Annotated in this window: 14 protein-coding genes; 1 reads left to right on the top strand and 13 read right to left on the bottom strand. The window is 29.2% G+C overall.

The window, feature by feature from the left end; translation table 11 throughout:
* Positions 1 to 58 precede the first annotated feature (58 nt).
* Positions 59 to 391 (bottom strand): DUF309 domain-containing protein, encoded by a 333-nt coding sequence (locus CP960_RS00295; RefSeq protein WP_101183181.1) that lies wholly within the window; start codon positions 389 to 391, stop codon positions 59 to 61.
* Positions 381 to 3,197, bottom strand: coding sequence for an excinuclease ABC subunit UvrA (gene uvrA, locus CP960_RS00290; RefSeq protein ID WP_101183180.1), 2,817 nt, complete (start codon positions 3,195 to 3,197; stop codon positions 381 to 383). Before uvrA ends, CP960_RS00295 begins: the two co-directional genes overlap by 11 nt.
* Before the next feature lie 156 nt (positions 3,198 to 3,353).
* Here uvrA and CP960_RS14030 point away from each other — a divergent pair, with 156 nt between their 5' ends.
* The gene (locus CP960_RS14030; protein WP_265734441.1) at positions 3,354 to 3,479 is read left to right on the top strand and encodes a hypothetical protein; all 126 of its coding nucleotides are present in this window, start codon (positions 3,354 to 3,356) and stop codon (positions 3,477 to 3,479) included.
* A 4-nt stretch (positions 3,480 to 3,483) separates the two neighbouring features.
* Here CP960_RS14030 and CP960_RS00285 read toward each other — a convergent pair whose 3' ends face one another.
* From CP960_RS00285 to coaD, 11 genes are all read right to left on the bottom strand, one after another.
* Positions 3,484 to 4,662 carry a M24 family metallopeptidase gene (locus CP960_RS00285; protein WP_101183179.1) on the bottom strand — a complete coding sequence of 393 codons (1,179 nt, stop codon included), beginning with the start codon at positions 4,660 to 4,662 and terminating at the stop codon, positions 3,484 to 3,486.
* A gap of 27 nt (positions 4,663 to 4,689) precedes the next feature.
* Positions 4,690 to 6,087, bottom strand: a complete 1,398-nt coding sequence (locus CP960_RS00280) for an NAD-dependent succinate-semialdehyde dehydrogenase (protein WP_101183178.1) — start codon at positions 6,085 to 6,087, stop codon at positions 4,690 to 4,692.
* Between the two features lie 12 nt (positions 6,088 to 6,099).
* The gene (locus CP960_RS00275; RefSeq protein WP_101183177.1) at positions 6,100 to 7,347 is read right to left on the bottom strand and encodes a diaminobutyrate--2-oxoglutarate transaminase; all 1,248 of its coding nucleotides are present in this window, start codon (positions 7,345 to 7,347) and stop codon (positions 6,100 to 6,102) included.
* Positions 7,348 to 7,361: 14 nt separating this feature from the next.
* A complete protein-coding gene (gene doeB2, locus CP960_RS00270) occupies positions 7,362 to 8,525 on the bottom strand; it encodes a N(2)-acetyl-L-2,4-diaminobutanoate deacetylase DoeB2 (protein WP_101183176.1) in 1,164 nt (387 codons plus the stop codon).
* Between the two features lie 293 nt (positions 8,526 to 8,818).
* A complete protein-coding gene (locus tag CP960_RS00265) occupies positions 8,819 to 11,002 on the bottom strand; it encodes a PAS domain-containing sensor histidine kinase (protein WP_101183175.1) in 2,184 nt (727 codons plus the stop codon).
* A 108-nt stretch (positions 11,003 to 11,110) separates the two neighbouring features.
* Complete coding sequence (locus tag CP960_RS00260) at positions 11,111 to 11,842, bottom strand: sulfite exporter TauE/SafE family protein (protein WP_101183174.1); 732 nt, start codon at positions 11,840 to 11,842, stop codon at positions 11,111 to 11,113.
* Position 11,843: 1 nt separating this feature from the next.
* A complete protein-coding gene (cysE, locus tag CP960_RS00255; protein ID WP_101183173.1) occupies positions 11,844 to 12,581 on the bottom strand; it encodes a serine O-acetyltransferase in 738 nt (245 codons plus the stop codon).
* A 2-nt stretch (positions 12,582 to 12,583) separates the two neighbouring features.
* Positions 12,584 to 14,380 carry a biosynthetic arginine decarboxylase gene (gene speA, locus CP960_RS00250; protein WP_228151961.1) on the bottom strand — a complete coding sequence of 599 codons (1,797 nt, stop codon included), beginning with the start codon at positions 14,378 to 14,380 and terminating at the stop codon, positions 12,584 to 12,586.
* Between the two features lie 2 nt (positions 14,381 to 14,382).
* Positions 14,383 to 15,609: a histidine--tRNA ligase gene (gene hisS, locus CP960_RS00245; protein ID WP_101183171.1), complete on the bottom strand. Its 1,227-nt coding sequence runs from the start codon at positions 15,607 to 15,609 to the stop codon at positions 14,383 to 14,385.
* On the bottom strand, positions 15,602 to 16,168 hold the full coding sequence (gene tmk / locus CP960_RS00240; RefSeq protein ID WP_101183170.1) for a dTMP kinase: 567 nt from the start codon (positions 16,166 to 16,168) through the stop codon (positions 15,602 to 15,604). Before tmk ends, hisS begins: the two co-directional genes overlap by 8 nt.
* A complete protein-coding gene (coaD, locus tag CP960_RS00235; protein ID WP_101183169.1) occupies positions 16,159 to 16,656 on the bottom strand; it encodes a pantetheine-phosphate adenylyltransferase in 498 nt (165 codons plus the stop codon). Before coaD ends, tmk begins: the two co-directional genes overlap by 10 nt.
* Between the last annotated feature and the right edge of the window lies 1 nt (position 16,657).

The following is a 16,657-nucleotide window of genomic DNA, read 5'->3' as shown; positions in this document are numbered from 1 at the left end:
TTTAGTATAAACTTATATGAAGCACTATTTTTAAATTAAGTATAAAATTTAAGTTAAACTAAAGGTCTTTGATAAGTTCATCTCTTTTTTTTTCAAGAATATTACAAGCATCATAAAATCTATTTTTATCTTTTAATTTGGCATTTTGTAATAAAGGTTTATATTTTATATAAACAGGCCAAACTTTTATAAAACCTGATGGCCTTTTTTTTATATGATATAAAGCAAGAGCAGTCGCACCATTTATAAGTCCTTGTAAAGCTTTTGCTTCAGTAGTCTGTTTTTGTCTTTTAAAAGCTTTCCAATCATCTTCTAAAAGTTCATGAGCTTTTATAAACTCATGCTCTTCTAGTGCTTTAATAAAGTTATCAATTGCTCTATTATTTTTCATTTAACTCTTTATTTAAATAATATCCTGTATATGAGTTTGTTTTTTTATGAGTTTTTGCTAACTCTTCAGGTGTACCCTCTGCAACAACTTTACCACCTTTATTTCCGCCTTCTGGTCCAATATCTATAACCCAGTCAGAGTTTTTGATAATATCAAGATTATGTTCAATTACAAGTACAGAGTTTCCAACTTCTACTAAGTGGTGTAAAACTTTTGTAAGTCTATCTACATCTGCAAAGTGAAGACCAGTTGTTGGTTCATCTAAGATATATAATGTATTTCCTGTATCTTTTTTACTTAACTCTTTACTTAATTTAATTCTTTGTGCTTCTCCACCACTTAAAGTAACAGCATTTTGTCCTAAAGTAATATATCCTAATCCTACATCACTTAATGTTTTTAATTTTGCATATATTTTTGGAACTTTTGCAAAAAACTCTAAAGCTTCATCAACACTCATATTTAATACATCAGCAATACTTTTACCTTTGTATAAAATTTCTAAAGTTTGTCTATTATATCTTTGTCCATCACATTCATCACATTTAACCATAATATCTGGTAAGAAGTGCATTTCAATTTTTATTTCACCTTCACCTTGACATTTCTCACATCTTCCTCCTTTTACATTAAAAGAGAATCTTCCTACTTTATAACCTCTTAAACTAGCCTCTTTTGTTTTTGAAAATAGTGTTCTAATTTCATCCATTAGACCAGTATAAGTTGCTGGATTACTTCTTGGTGTTCTTCCAATAGGACTTTGGTCAAGATAGATTACTTTATCTAAGTTTTCTAGTCCTGATATTTCAACTCCATCAACTTTTTTTACTCTTTTTGCATGATTTAATAACTCTTTTGCTACTGGTAATAAAGTTTGTAAAATAAGTGATGATTTACCACTTCCACTAACTCCTGTGATTGATACAAGATTTTTAAGTGGAATTTGTACATCTAAATTTTTAATATTATTGATATTTACATTTTTTATTTCAATATATTTTTCTTGAGGTCTATTGTGAGAATAGGCTATTTGTTTTTTACCTGACACATATTGAGCTGTTAAAGTGTTTGCCTTTAGCATCTGTTTTAATGTTCCTGCAAAAACAATTTCTCCACCATATTTTCCAGCATTAGGTCCAATATCTACTATAAAGTCTGCTTCTTTAATTGTTTCTTTGTCATGTTCTACAACAATTACAGTATTGCCTTTTTCTTGTAAAGCTTTAAGTGTTTTTATTAGTTTATTTGTATCTCTTTCATGAAGACCAATTGAAGGTTCGTCTAGTACATACATAACTCCTGTAAGTCCAGAACCAATTTGACTAGCAACTCTAATTCTTTGTGCTTCTCCTCCTGAGATTGTCCTTGCATCTCTTCCTAAAGTAATATATCCAAGTCCTACATCATTTAAGAAGAAGATTCTTTCTCTAATCTCTTTTAAAATAGGAGCTGAAATCATTTTATTTTGTGCATTCAAATAATCAAAGTTTTTTTCATCTTGAAAAAATTTATGTGCATCTTCAATTGGAAGATTTATAATGTCTGATATTGTTTTTTTTGCTACATAAACACTTTGAGAAGAGGGCTTTAATCTATTTCCATTACATGAATCACATGTTTTTTCAGTCATATATTCTGCCATGTCTTTTTCATCTTTTACCATGTTATATGCAATTGTTACAATACCTTCCCATTTTCTTCTTAATTTATGTCTTTTCCAAGTAAATACAGCTTCTTCTACTCCACCATGTAATATGGCTTTTTTTTCATGCTCTTCAAGTTCTCTAAAAGTTTTATTCATATCAATATTTGCTGCTTCACAAAAAGCAGTTAGCATTTTAAAGTAGTAACCCTTATTGAAACCATAAATAATCTTAATAGCACCATCTTTTAGACATAAGTCTTCATTTATAATTTTTTTCATATCAAGTGAATATCTAATTCCTAAACCATCACATGAAGAACAAGCACCTTTGGGTGAGTTAAATGAAAAACTTAAAGGCTCTAATGGTTCAAAAGAGATTTTACAATCAAAACAAGCCATATGCTCAGAATAGTGCACATGCTTATCACAGTCTAACTCTTTGTGATTAATAATTTCTACTTCTAACTCTCCAAAACTCTCTTTTAAACCTTTTTCCACATCTTGTGCGATTCTATCTCTGTTCTCTTCTTTTACTACAACTCTATCTATTACTATTTTAATAGTATGCATTTTATTTTTTTCAAGTTCAATCTCTTCATCAAGTCTAACCATCACACCATCAATCATTGCTCTTACATAGCCTTTATTTCGAAGCCCTTCTAAAAGGTCTGCAAAAGTTCCTTTTTTTCTATTAATTAGTGGTGCTAGTATTACAATTTTTGCTCCATCTGGAAGTGAAAGAACTTGTTCAATTACATCTGAAGAACTCATTTGTGATATTGGTTTTCCACATTTATGACAGTGTTGTTTTCCAACTCTTGCATATAAAAGTCTAAAATAATCATAAACTTCTGTAATAGTTCCTACTGTTGAACGAGGATTTTTAGATGTAGTTTTTTGGTCAATTGCAATTGCTGGTGTTAATCCCTCAATTCTTTCCACATCAGGTTTTCCAACTTTATCTAAAAATTGTCTTGCATATGCAGAAAGTGATTCTATATATCTTCTTTGTCCTTCAGCATAAAGTGTATCAAATGCTAATGTAGATTTTCCAGAACCTGATAGCCCTGTAAAAACAATAAGTTTATTTTTAGGTATTTCTAAATTAATATTCTTTAAGTTATTCTCTTTTGCGTTATAAATTTTAATTGCATCTTTCATAAATAATAGTCCATTTTAAATAGGTTTTGTAAAAAATAAAGCTCATATTATACCAAAGAAAGATGAAACTAAATATATAAAAAATGTAAGTTTATAAATTTGTGTTTATTCTAAGAATCTTTATTGTTTAATATAAAAAATAATTAAAGGTAATAAATGAATAAACTAATTAAAATAATCGCTTTTTTTATTGCTTTATTTTTGATTCTTTCTTTACTATCTTTTGTAGTAGAGCCAAGAGCAATTAAGAATATTTACTCTTGGCAAGAGGTTTTTAAATAGAAATTTACTTAATAAATAGTTTTCTTGGATAATCACAAAGTGATTCACATCCATCGTCATTTATTAAGATACTTTCAGTTATTTCAATTCCCCAATCATCTTGCCAAATGCCTGGCATAAAGTGAAAGGTCATTCCTGATTTTAAAATTGTATCATCAGAAGCTCTTATACTAAAAGTTCTTTCTCCCCAATCAGGAGGATAACTAACTCCTATTGGATAACCACATCTTGCACCATGTCTATCAATGCCATATTTAAGCATTACTTTATCAAGTGCTTTTGCAATATCACTTGTCTTATTACCAGGTTTTGCTTGTTCAAGTCCTGCATCAATAGCCTCAAGAAGAGCTTTTTCTGCATTTAGAAACCTTTGGGAAGGTTTCCCCATGTATAAAGTTCTTGACATTGGGCAGTGGTATCTTTTATAACATCCTGAAACCTCAAAAAATGTACCTTCATTTGCTTTAAAAGGTTTATTATCCCAAGTAATATGTGAAGCAGATGCCTCTTTCCCTGAAGGAAGTAAAGGGACAATAGAAGGATAATCTCCACTATATCCATCAACTCCTTCAATTGCAGTTTCATAAATTTGTGCAACAACAAAACTTTTAGGAATTCCAACCCTTGCAACATCAAGTATTCTTTGATGAATTTTGGAAGTTATTCTACCTGCAATCTTCATATACTCTATCTCTTTATCAGATTTAATACATCTAGCCCAATTTACTAGATTTTGGCTATCTACGAATCTTGCTTTCCAAAGATTAGATACTAAACTTAAATGTGCTTGTGCAGAGTAGTAATAATTATCCATCTCTGTAGCAATAGTTGCATCATGCCATCCTCTAGCAAAAAAGATATTTTTTGCTAACCACTCCATTGGATGCTTATCAAGATTTTGAACATACTCTTCTGGATATGCAATTAATTTATCATCTTTCATATAACATCTAAGTAGTGCTGCACTTTTATCCATATGTCTTCCAAACCAAATAGGCTCTTCTTCATCTAAAGATACAATTACTCCTTGGTGTACATAAAAAGACCAACCATCATAACCAGTTAGCCAATTCATATTTCCAGGGTCAGTTGCAATAAGTACATCAATGCCTTTTCTTCGCATCTCTCTTTGTACTTTTTTTACTCTTTTTACATACTCTGCTTTAGGAAAAGCTAATTTCATTTTTCTCTCCTTACTAGAAGAAGTAAACTACCCTTTAGCTGGACCTATCCAAACTTGTTGTGTGTTTACAAACATTTTTATACCATGTGGCCCTAATTCTTTACCAAGTCCTGATTTTTTAACTCCTCCACTTGGAAGTCTAGGATCTGATTTTACTATACCATTTATAGATACTTGTCCTGTAATAATTTTTCCAGCAAGTTTTTTTGCTTTTTCTATATCTTTTGTCCAAATAGAGCCACCTAAACCATATTCTGTATCATTTGCAATTTTTATTGCTTCTTCTTCATCTTTTGCTTTTATTACTGCTGCAATTGGGCCAAAGGTTTCTTGACAAGATACAACCATACCTGGTTCAACATCAGCAAGAAGAGTAACAGGGAAGAAAAATCCTTTCCCTTGATGTTTCTCTCCTCCTAAAATTAATCTTGCTCCAGCCGCGATAGATTTATTAACTTGTTCATGCATTTGTTCTACTAACTCTTTTCTTGCAATTGGACCAATTACTGTTGTTTCATCTTTTGGGTCACCAAGTTTAAGTTTTTCAAATCTCTGTTTTAAAAGAGCGATGAATTCTTCATATATTGGTTCTTCAACAATAATTCTTTTAGCAGCTATACACGATTGACCTGCATTTATATATCTTGATAGAACTACTACATCTGCGGCTTTTTCTAAATCTTGTGTATCTTTTAAAATTATAGCTGGGTCACTTCCTCCTAACTCTAAAACTACAGGTTTAATTTCATTTCCTGCTATTGCTCCAACAGCTGCACCCGCTTTTGAAGAACCTGTTAAAGAGACACCTTTAACAATAGGATTTCTTATCATTGATTCTAAATTAGAGTGTCCTACAACAACATTTTGAACAACATTTTTTGGAAAACCAGCCTTTTGGAAAGCCTCAATGATTCTTACTGCACATAAAGGTGTATGAGAATCATGTTTCATAACACAAGTATTTCCAGACATAAGTGCAGGTGCTAAATATCTAAATGCTAACCAAAAAGGAGCATTCCAAGGTAAAATACCTAATGTTACACCTAAAGGTAAGTGTTGAACATAACTTTCAGTAGCATCTGATTCTAAATATTCAGTTTTTAAATACTCTTGTGCAAATTTTGCATAATGTTCTGCTGCCCAAGCTGCCTTATTTACTTCTCCTCTTGCTTCATTTATAGGTTTTCCCATCTCTTCTGTCATTGGTAAAGCATAATAGTCAAGATTGTCTTTCATTTGTTTTGCAACAGCATTTAAAAGTGATGCTCTTTGTTCAAAAGTTGTATTTATCCATTCATTACAAAATGCTTCTTGAGCATTTTGTAAAATCTCTCTTGTTTGTTCTAATGTATGCATAGGTATTTCATATACAACTTCTTCTGTATATGGATTTATTGATTTAAAGTGTGTTGTGCTGTATCCCATAATCTTCTCCTTTTAAGATAAAACAGCTTCAACAGAAGCAGTAAATCTTTCTAATCCTTTATTTAACTCTTCATCAGTAATTGTTAATGGTGGAATAAACTTAATAATCTCACCCGTAGAACAAGCACCTATAATTAAACCATTTTCATATGTTTTAGTAGTTATCTTTTTAACAGTATCTGCACTATCAAACTCAATTGCTAGCATCATACCTTTTTGTCTAACATCAACTACTTTTTCGTATTTTGAGTTTAAATTATCTAAAACTTCTCTTATTATATTTCCTTTTCTTATTGTTTCATTATTAAACTCTTCATCATTAAAATACTCTAATCCTATTTTACCTGCAACAAATGAGAGTCCTTGTCCTCTAAATGTACCTGTATGTTGTCCTGGATTCCATTGTTTATCAATTTCTGGTTTGTTTACTAACATCCCAATAGGAGTACCAAATCCACCTAAACCTTTTGCAAGAATGATAATATCAGGGTCAACATCTAAATCATCAAAACTAAAGTAACTTCCACATCTTCCACAACCACACTGAATACTATCTAAAATAAAAAGTGCACCTGTGTCTTTTGCAAGTTGTTGTACTCCTTGAAGCCACTGTTTAGTAGCAACTCTAACACCACCTTCTGCTTGTACAGGTTCAACTAAAAATGCGGCAGGAGGAAGCATACCTGATGCTAAATCAAACATTTTTTGTCTTAAATTTTCTAAAGCATCCATATCATTAAATGTATCTCTAATTACATGTGTTAAAGGTACTCCAGCACTACTTCTAAAAGCATTATTTGCTGTGCAAGCTAATGCTGCTAAAGTCATTCCATGAAAACCTCTATTAAATGCTACTACTTCTGTTCTTCCTGTAACTTTTCTAGCAAGTTTTAATGCAGCCTCTACAGCATTTGTTCCTGTAGGTCCTGTAAATTGAAGCTTTCTATCTTCCCATCCTCTTGGTTTTAATATTGTATTTGCAAATGTTTCAATAAAATCTCTTTTTACATCTGTAAACATATCAAGAGAGTGAGCAACACCATCTCTTTGTATAAACTCTATTAGTGCTTGTTTCATTTTTGGATTATTGTGACCAAAGTTTAAAACTCCTGCACCTCCAAAAAAATCTATAAACTCTTTATTATTTTCATCAATCATTGTTGCATTTGATGAAGCCTTAAATACAGTAGGTACCGCTCTACAATAAGCTCTAATTTCAGATTCATATGTTTCAAAAATTTCAGTATTGTTAGCTACCATTTTAGACTCCTTATTTATATAAATTCACATTCAAGATTTACAAGTTTTGTAAAAACTTTGCAAACAGGTTCTATTAACTCATCATTAAAATCATAATATGCATTATGACAAGGTTTACCATGTTTTTCTTGACCATCATTGCTTCCTATTAATGCAAATGCACCTGGTATTTCTTGTAAATAGTAACTAAAATCTTCAGATGCCATAATTGGAGTGGCAATATCGCTTTTATAATCTTTACCTAATACTTCTTCTAATTTTTCTCTCATTTTAGAAGCTGCATTTTCATGATTTATTGTAGGAGAATATCTATTTCTAAACTCTACAATAGCTTCCACATTATAAGCTTTTGCAGTATTTTGTGCAATTTGCTTTATTGATTGTGCTACTTCATCTCTTGTTTTTAAATCAGGTATTCTAATACTTCCTTCAATTTTTGCATGAGAAGGTATTGTTGTTAAACCACTTCTTGCATCAATTGAAGTAACAGAAACAACTCCTGCTTTTTGAGGAGCTATTCTTCTACTTACTATTTGTTGTAGTGCCATTGTTATAGCACTAGCAGCAAGTACAGGATCTTTTGATATTTCTGGCTGAGAAGAGTGTCCTCCTTGTCCATTTATATCAATATGAAAAGTCCCATTACCTGCCATAACTACTCCATCGGGGCATACTGCTTTTCCAAATTCTATTGCTGGCCAGTTATGCCATCCATAGATGAACTCAACACCTTTTAATGCTTCTTCTTCAAGCATTTTTTTTGCTCCATGTCCACCTTCTTCAGCAGGCTGAAAAACTAAAGAAACAGGACCTGGAAGTTTATTTTCATGTTGTTTTAACCAAATAGCAGTTGCTAAAAGAGTAGCTGTGTGACCATCATGGCCACAGGCATGCATACAATTTGGTTTTTGTGATTTATAAGGAACTGTTGTTTGTTCATCTATTTGTAAAGCATCAATATCACCTCTTAGTGCGATATGAGTACCTTTTGCATTTGGTGCAAGCGTAACAACAGTTCCTGTATTGGCAAACTCTTTATAGGGGGTATAGTGGGCTTTAAGTGCTGCTCTTATGGCTTTAGCAGTATCTATTTCTTCCCAAGTTAGCTCAGGATTTTTATGTAACTCTCTTCTAAAATTTTTTGCAAACTCTATTATTTCTATCCATTTAAGTTTCATAATACATCCTTAAATATTACCTAGATTGAAAAATTGTATCATATAAAAATGCAATTTACAACACTTTTTTAATTAAAGTCAAAATTTGTCTTATTTTAATTCTATTTTAACTATTATTTAAAATTGAACAATATTTATTACTCCCCAACATGGGGTGTTTACAGTTTTATATTAGCTTAGAGTGTGCAAGAATGTAACTTCTGTAAATCACTTTAGAATGTATTTATGTGATAGTATTATTTGCAAGTTTTATTTTGAACTTAAATAAACAGGAGTATATGTAAAAAGTAATATTATATTGTATAAGGAATATCTAGTGTAAAATTAGCACCTTTATCTTGATTCTCTTGATAATTTTCTACTCTTATTTCTCCTTTTAAATGACTTCTTATTATTTCTTGTGACATATAAAGTCCAATTCCAGTACCTTGAAGTTTATCTTTTGTTGTGAAGTATGGCTCAAATATTTTTTCCATAATATTATTTGCAATGCCACCTGCGTTATCTTTTATACTTAAATGTGTTAGCTCTTTACCTAAAGTATTTGAAATAATAACTTTTTTATTCTCTATGTTTTTTTCATGAAAAGCATCTTTTGAGTTATTTATTATATTTAACATTACTTGTACAAACTCATTTTCAACACCATATAATTTACAATCATTTATGTGTGTGATAATATCTATTTCATTATTTTTAAGTGAAGCACTAGATAATTGAACAGCTTTATTAATTGCATCTTTTATTGAAAACTCTTTTTTCTTATTTTGATTTTTAAAGAAGTTTGTAAAATCATCGATTGTTTCAGATAAGTATTTAGCAGATTTAAGAATTCCATCACAAAACTCTGGTATCTCTTTAGGTTCAAGAAGTTTTAACTCCTGTTTTAGTTTTAATCCAGATGCTGATGAACTAATAACACTTAAAGGTTGCCTCCATTGATGAGCAATATTTCTTAACATCTCTCCCATACTTGCCATTTTTGATTGTTGAAACATAATATGGTCTTTTTCTCTTAATAGTTGTTCTTGCTCTTTTATTTTACTAAAATCATTAAAAACAGCTATATAATTAATTGGATTGTTTTTTAAATCATAAACTGTATTTATTGTAAGCCACTGAGGATAGTTTTTCCCTTCTTTATTTTTATTTATTATTTCACCCTCCCAAAAGCCTTTAGATTTTATCTCCTCCCAAAGATTTGAATATAAAGAGTTTGGGTGTTTATGTGATTTTAAAAATCTAGGATTTTTACCAATTACTTCTTCTTTTTTATAGCCAGTAATATTTGTAAATGCTTTATTTGAAGAGAGTATATTTCCTTCTAAATCGGTTATAAAAATTCCTTCTTTTGTATTTTGATATATTGTATTTGCTTGTCTTAAAGCTTTTTGTACTTTAACTTTATTTGTAATATCATGTATTAATGAGTATAAAACTTTTCTATTTTTATATTTTAAAGGTCCTGAAAAAACTTCTACATCTTTTATTATTCCAGATTTTAATCGATGTTTAAAAATAAAACTATCTCTTTTTTCTTCATTAGCTAAGTGCATTTCATGATGAACTTCTTCTTTAGTCAATGTGTTAATATTAGAAATCTTTTCAGCTCTAATCTCTTCAAGTGTGTATCCATAAAATTTTAAGGCTGCTTTATTTGCATCTATAATATAGTAAGTTTGTGGATCTATAAATAAAACAGGAACTTTATTTGCTTCAAAAAGCCGTATATATGTTTTTTTACTCTCTTCAAGCTCTTTTTCTTTCTGTTTTTTTGAAGTTAAATCCCTTGAAATACCAAGTATTGCAAAGGGTTTATTTTGTTTATCTTTTACTAAAGTTTTTTTAGTTTGTATGAATCTTTGATTATTATTACCATCAGTTATCCACTTTTCAGAAAGTATAGACTCTTTTTTATTTAAAAGTTCATTATCATACCAATTTACAAAATTTGCTGTATCTTTAGTAAATATTTCGGAGTCTTTTTTACCTATAATTTGCTCTTTTTTTCTATTAACATAGTTACAAAATGCTTTATTACACTCTATATATCTAAAGTTCAAATCTTTATAAAATATAAAATCATCTATTGAATCAATTATATTAGTAATATTTTTTGTATCAAGTTTATAGTTTAGATTTTCAGTTATATCTTTACATGTACCAATATAGATTGATTGTTTGTTATGTATAAATTTAAAAGAAGAATCACTAAAAGTTCTTATTTTTTTATTTTTGTCTTTTATAAAAAAAACTATTTCTATAAAATCTTTATTGCTATTTTTTTTATCTAAAAATTCATTTTGAGAATCATCTGTTATTAATGAATAAAACTCTTCAAAGCAATCATTACTATTTTTTAAATTGAAATATTTATTTATATTATTGTGCCATTTTAAAGTTTTTGTAGAGGAATTAAACTCATATACTAAATCATTTGTACTTTTTAATAGTAGTTTAATATAATTATTTATCATAATTCACCTCTAAAAAATAGCTACTTTAATTATTATCATACACAAAAAGAGATTAAATAACTTATTAAATAAGTTATCTAATTTAATTTTACATTGAGTTGTTAAGTTTTATATAGTTTTGTAAATCATCATAAATAATACAGTTGTATTTAATAAAAGTATATATTTTTTATAAGAGTTTGAGTGTATTAATCCTTTTACTTTTATACCAATATAAACACCCAAAAGAGAAGCAATCCCTACTGTAACTCCTTCTACTAAAAGCATATGCCCATGAAGAGATAATGAAATAAATCCAGCAATTGATGAAAAAACTACAAAAAATAGTCCTAATGAAGTTGCTCTTTTTAAACTATAATGCATAAATCCTACTAATATTGGTGTTAACATAATAGAACCACCTATTCCTATACTCATTGCAATTAAACCAATAAAAAAACCAATTAAAATAAGTAATATTTTATTTTGCTTTTTTTGCTCTTTTATTGGTTCAGCAGGAGAGAAAAAGATTCTTAATATTGATAAAATTACAATTAGTATAAAAATATATTGTAATGAAGTGTTTGTAAAATTTGAGACAATATATCCACTAAAAAGGCCTCCAATCATACCACCTAAACCTATGAAAATACCATCTTTAAAAACTTGAGCACTCTTTTTTATATTTAAGAAACTTCCAAAAACTGAGCTAAATACCATTTGTACAATAGAAATAGAGATAGCTTCTTTCATATCAAAACCTACGTAAATTAGTAAAGGAACAAGTAACATTCCTCCACCAACACCAAAAAAACCAGAAGTAAATCCAGTCATAGTTCCTAAAAGAAGTAATTCAAACATTTTATTGTTTTATAGAGTTCATTGCTTGAATAAATCTTTCATAAATATCTTCAAGCTCTTTATCTTCACTAGTTAAATCTATACCCTCATATCTTTTGACTGCATTTTCAAGAATACCAACTCTTTTTAATAAGTAATCAAACATCTCTTTATTAATATCTGGTAAGTCATTATGAGATAGTTTGCATTTTTTGTCATCTCTTTTTATAACTTTTGCGGGTACTCCCACAGCTGTTGAGTTTTTAGGTACATCACAAATAACAACTGAGTTTGCTCCAATTCTTGAGTTTTTTCCTATTGTAATATTTCCTAAAACTTTAGCTCCACTGCCAATTACTGAGTTAGATTTTATAGTTGGATGTCTTTTCCCTTTATTTAAAGATACACCACCAAGTGTTACTCCTTGATAAATAAGTACATCGTTTTCTACAATAGTAGTTTCACCTATTACTACGCCAATTGCATGGTCTATGAATACTCTTCTTCCTATTTGGCAACCAGGATGAATATCTGTTTTTGTAAGAAAAGTTGAAATACCACTAATTATTCTTGAAAGTCTTTTAAAACCTTTTTTATGTAAAGCATTTGCAACTCTATAATTAATTATAGCCCAAACTCCTGGATAATTAAAAAAAAGTTCTAAGTTTGAGTGTAGGGCAGGGTCATTTTGTTTAGGAACAGAGAAATCCTCTTTGATTAGTTGCCAAAGGGTTAACTCTTCTTCTGTTTTTTCTGTCATCGTCAGCTCCAAGTTGTCTTTAAATACGAATTATCGTATAAATAATTTTCTAATATTGAATATATATTTTTATCTAATTTTTCATTTAATATAGATTTTATTTCATTTGTATCATAGTCAATATCATCTAATATATCAATAATTTTTTGAGATTCTACAACATCTTCTAACTCTACTTCTCCATTTTTATTAAAAATTACATTAACTTCTGTTGGGTGAGAGAAAAGATTATGTTTCATTCCAAGAACATCTTGATATGCTCCAACTTGAAAAAAACCTATAAAATACTCTTCTTTATCTAAGTCTACATCATGTAAATATAATGGTTTATTAGGATTAAACTCAATTTCTCCATCACTATCACAAGTAATATCCCAAATAGAAGCGCTTCTTGTGGGTTTTTTATCTAAGTGTGTAATTGGCATAATTGGAAACTCTTGTTTAATTCCCCAAAAATCTGGTAAAGATTGAAAAATTGAGAAGTTTAATAGATATTTTTCTTGAATTTTATTATCAATTCTTTTAAGCTCTTCATAATCATCAACTTCTAAGAATGATATGGCTTTTTTTATAATTAGATTTGTTAAAATCTCTGCATTTGACCTATCTTCTAAATCAATATATCCTAAATCAAATAGTTTTAATAAAGAGTCTAAATGGTCAATACTATCGTGCATATATTCTAAGGCATTTCTTTTTTTCATATCTTTAAATAGTTCATTTAGCTCTTCAATTAATGGAGGATTTTTCTTTTTAAGTCTTAAATGTGCTGCTTCATATTCTGCTGAAAAAAGTTCTAATACAGGAGTTATTAAAACAGCACTAGAAGCTGAGATAAATCTTCCTGACTCTGTGAAAATATTTGGTTCTTCAACACCTTTTTGTTTTGCAATATTTTTAAGTGTGAAGATAACATCACTTGCAAACTCTTGTAAAGAGTAGTTTATAGTTCTGTTAAATTGTGAATATTCAACGGCAAGTCCACCTCCAATATTAATTGCACTTAAATTTGTAGCTCCTAAATTTTTAAGTTCGGCGTAAATGTGACCAGACTCTTTAAGAGCATTTTTTAAAGGCTTAATACTATTCATAGAAGAGCCAATATGAAAGTGAATCATTGTCAAATACTCACAAAGATTGTTTTTTTCTAACTGGTCATAAGCTTCAAGAATCTCAGTTGAACTTAATCCAAATTTTGAATCAATTCCTCCTGATTTTGCCCATGCTCCACTTCCACTATTAAAAAGTCTAACTCTAATACCAATATTAGGAGATTCAAGTTTAGTCTCTTTTGCAACTTCAATAATTGTTTCTAACTCATTTAATCCTTCGATTATTAAAGTTATATTATGACCCATTTTTTTTGCTATAAAACCAAGATGAATCATCTCTTTATCTTTAAAACCATTAACAGTTATTGGTGCATTTTTATTATATGTCATAGCAATAAATAGTTCAGCTTTACTTCCAGCTTCTAAACCATAATTATGTTTTTCTCCAGCTTTTATTAAAGGTTTAATAAAAGTAGGGTATTGATTTACTTTTAATGGAAATACTGCATTAAAAGAGCCTTTATAAGAGTACTCTTTTATTGCACTATTGTATGTATCATAAAGTCTATTTATCTGTTTTTCTATTAAGTGTGGAAATCTAAAAAGCAAAGGCCCTTTATAGTTTTTATCCCTAATACTTTTTACAAGTGAAATTAAAGAAGGCTTACTTTTATAGTTAAGTTTTAATTTTCCCTCTTCAATAATAAAATTGTTATTACTCCATATATCAATTCCAAAATTTTTCAATATTAAAATTCCTCAAGTTTAATTGTTTTTTCTTCTTTTGTATCTATGTTTTTAGTATAAACTGTACCATTTTCTAGTTCATCTTCACCTACTAATACAACAACATTTGCATTTAATTTCTCTGCCAATTTAAAATGTTTACCAAAACCTCTTGGTGTATATTCCATGAAAGTTTGATTTGATTTTCTTTTTATATTTGCAAGTTTTGTAACTTGATTTAAAGCATTTTGGCTTAATGCTCCAATATAGTAAATATCCTCTTTTGACTCTTTGATTTTTACTAACTCTAAAAGTCTTTCAATACCAATTGCAAAACCTATACCAGCAGTTTCTCTACCACCTAAAAACTCAACAAGTCTATCATATCTTCCACCACCTGCAATGGCACTTTGTGCTCCGATTTCATCACTTACAAACTCAAAAGCTGTTTTAGAGTAGTAGTCTAAACCTCTAACTAAATTAGTATCTACTTCATATGAAATATCATTAAAATCTAATATCTCTTTTAACTTTTCAAAGTCTGTATCACAAGAATCGCATAAGTTATTTGTAATTTTTGGAGCATTAGTAAGTAGATTTTGACACTTTTCTATTTTGCAATCAAGTACTCTTATTGGATTGGTTTTTATTCTTCTATTACAATCTTCACAAAGCTCACTTTTAAAGCTATTTAAGTGTTCAACTAGTTTTTCTTTATAAGTTGGCATACACTCTTTACAGCCTAAAGAGTTTAATTGTAGTTTATAAGAGATACCAAAGAACTCTAAAATATCTTTTAACATCATAATTATATTTGCATCTTCATAAACAGAATTAACACCAAATACTTCTGCTCCAAATTGGTGAAACTCTCTTAATCTACCTTTTTGTGGTCTTTCATATCTAAACATTGGACCGTGGTAATACCATCTTTTTACTCCACCAGCCCTATCAAGTTTATTTTGAATAAAACTTCTTACAACTCCTGCTGTTCCTTCTGGTCTTAAACAAACATCATTTTCACCCTTATCTATAAATTGGTACATCTCTTTATTTACAATATCAGAGCTTTCTCCAACACTTCTTTTAAAAAGTGCAGTCTCTTCTAATATAGGTGTTTCAATATATTCAAAGCCATAATTTCTTGCAATTTTTGCAGCATTTTCACAAAAGTAAGTAAATAGTTTGCTGTCATTATCTAAAATATCTTTCATACCTCTTAGGCTTTGTATAACATCTTGTTTACTCATTTAAAAAATCCTCTATATCTTTTGAAGTTTCATCGATGCTTAAACTTGCATCTATAAATTTATAATTTAAATTTAGTTTTTTTATTGTCTCTTCCATTCTATTTTGAATACTCATTAAGTAATCAACTCCTCTAGCTTCTATTGAGTCATGCTCTTTTGAAGAGAGCCTTTTTTCTAACTCTTGCTTTGATAATTTTAATAAAATAACATGTGTTGGTAAGACACTTTTTGTTGCTATTAAATTTAAATCAATTACTGTCTGTAATGGTAAGTTTTGTGCATATGCAATTCCTGATATCATTGATCTATCTGAAATTACTATTTTGTCTTTATTTTTTAAAACAACTTCTTGCATATGTTCTGCTCTATCTGCTAAAAATAAAAACATTTCTGCTAGTTTTGAGTTTGCTTCTGCACTTAAAACCATTTGTCTTAGTTTTGAACCAATTTGTGTTCCACCAGGCTCTTTTGTAAATATTGCATTACTATATTTTTTAGCAAGAATATCTAGTTGTGTAGATTTTCCTGCTGTATCAATTCCTTCTATTACTACATACATTTTAATACTTCTTTTGGTATAAGATGACAAAAACTTCCGTTAAATCTAATTAATTCTCTAACAATTGTAGAACTAACGAAAGCATTTTCTAATGTGGGCATAAGATAAAGAGTCTCTAAATTTTTATTTATAGAAGAGTTTGCATATCCCATTTGTAATTCATATTCAAAATCACTAACAGCTCTTAACCCTCTAATAATTGTATTTATTTTCATTTGTGTTGCAAGGTCAACTAGTAAAGTATCAAAACCAATAACTCTAACTTTTTTCAAATCTTTAGTTGCTTGTTTGGCAAACTCTACTCTTTGTTCGTGAGAAAACATAGGTTTTTTTCTTTCACTTTTTGCTACTGCAATAACTACCTCTTCGAAAATACTTGAAGCTCTTCTTACAATGTCCATATGTCCATTTGTTATGGGGTCAAAAGTTCCACTGTAAATAGCCTTTTTATATGTGCCACCGTTACTTGTTTTTTCACTATTTTGCATA

This window comes from Malaciobacter halophilus, from assembly GCF_002837275.1.
GTDB classification, from domain to species: Bacteria; Campylobacterota; Campylobacteria; order Campylobacterales; family Arcobacteraceae; genus Malaciobacter; species Malaciobacter halophilus.
Note: the sequence above shows the minus strand (reverse complement) of the source record. Positions and strands in the feature narration are given on the sequence as shown.

Bases quoted from the DNA above. Each gene is read 5' to 3' on its own strand.
- CP960_RS00295 (WP_101183181.1), bottom strand. From the start codon at position 391: ATGAAAAATAATAGAGCAATTGATAACTTTATTAAAGCACTAGAAGAG.
- uvrA (WP_101183180.1), bottom strand. From the start codon at position 3,197: ATGAAAGATGCAATTAAAATTTATAACGCAAAAGAGAATAACTTAAAG.
- CP960_RS14030 (WP_265734441.1), top strand. From the start codon at position 3,354: ATGAATAAACTAATTAAAATAATCGCTTTTTTTATTGCTTTATTTTTG.
- CP960_RS00285 (WP_101183179.1), bottom strand. From the start codon at position 4,662: ATGAAATTAGCTTTTCCTAAAGCAGAGTATGTAAAAAGAGTAAAAAAA.
- CP960_RS00280 (WP_101183178.1), bottom strand. From the start codon at position 6,087: ATGGGATACAGCACAACACACTTTAAATCAATAAATCCATATACAGAA.
- CP960_RS00275 (WP_101183177.1), bottom strand. From the start codon at position 7,347: ATGGTAGCTAACAATACTGAAATTTTTGAAACATATGAATCTGAAATT.
- doeB2 (WP_101183176.1), bottom strand. From the start codon at position 8,525: ATGAAACTTAAATGGATAGAAATAATAGAGTTTGCAAAAAATTTTAGA.
- CP960_RS00265 (WP_101183175.1), bottom strand. From the start codon at position 11,002: ATGATAAATAATTATATTAAACTACTATTAAAAAGTACAAATGATTTA.
- CP960_RS00260 (WP_101183174.1), bottom strand. From the start codon at position 11,842: ATGTTTGAATTACTTCTTTTAGGAACTATGACTGGATTTACTTCTGGT.
- cysE (WP_101183173.1), bottom strand. From the start codon at position 12,581: ATGACAGAAAAAACAGAAGAAGAGTTAACCCTTTGGCAACTAATCAAA.
- hisS (WP_101183171.1), bottom strand. From the start codon at position 15,609: ATGAGTAAACAAGATGTTATACAAAGCCTAAGAGGTATGAAAGATATT.
- tmk (WP_101183170.1), bottom strand. From the start codon at position 16,168: ATGTATGTAGTAATAGAAGGAATTGATACAGCAGGAAAATCTACACAA.
- coaD (WP_101183169.1), bottom strand. From the start codon at position 16,656: ATGCAAAATAGTGAAAAAACAAGTAACGGTGGCACATATAAAAAGGCT.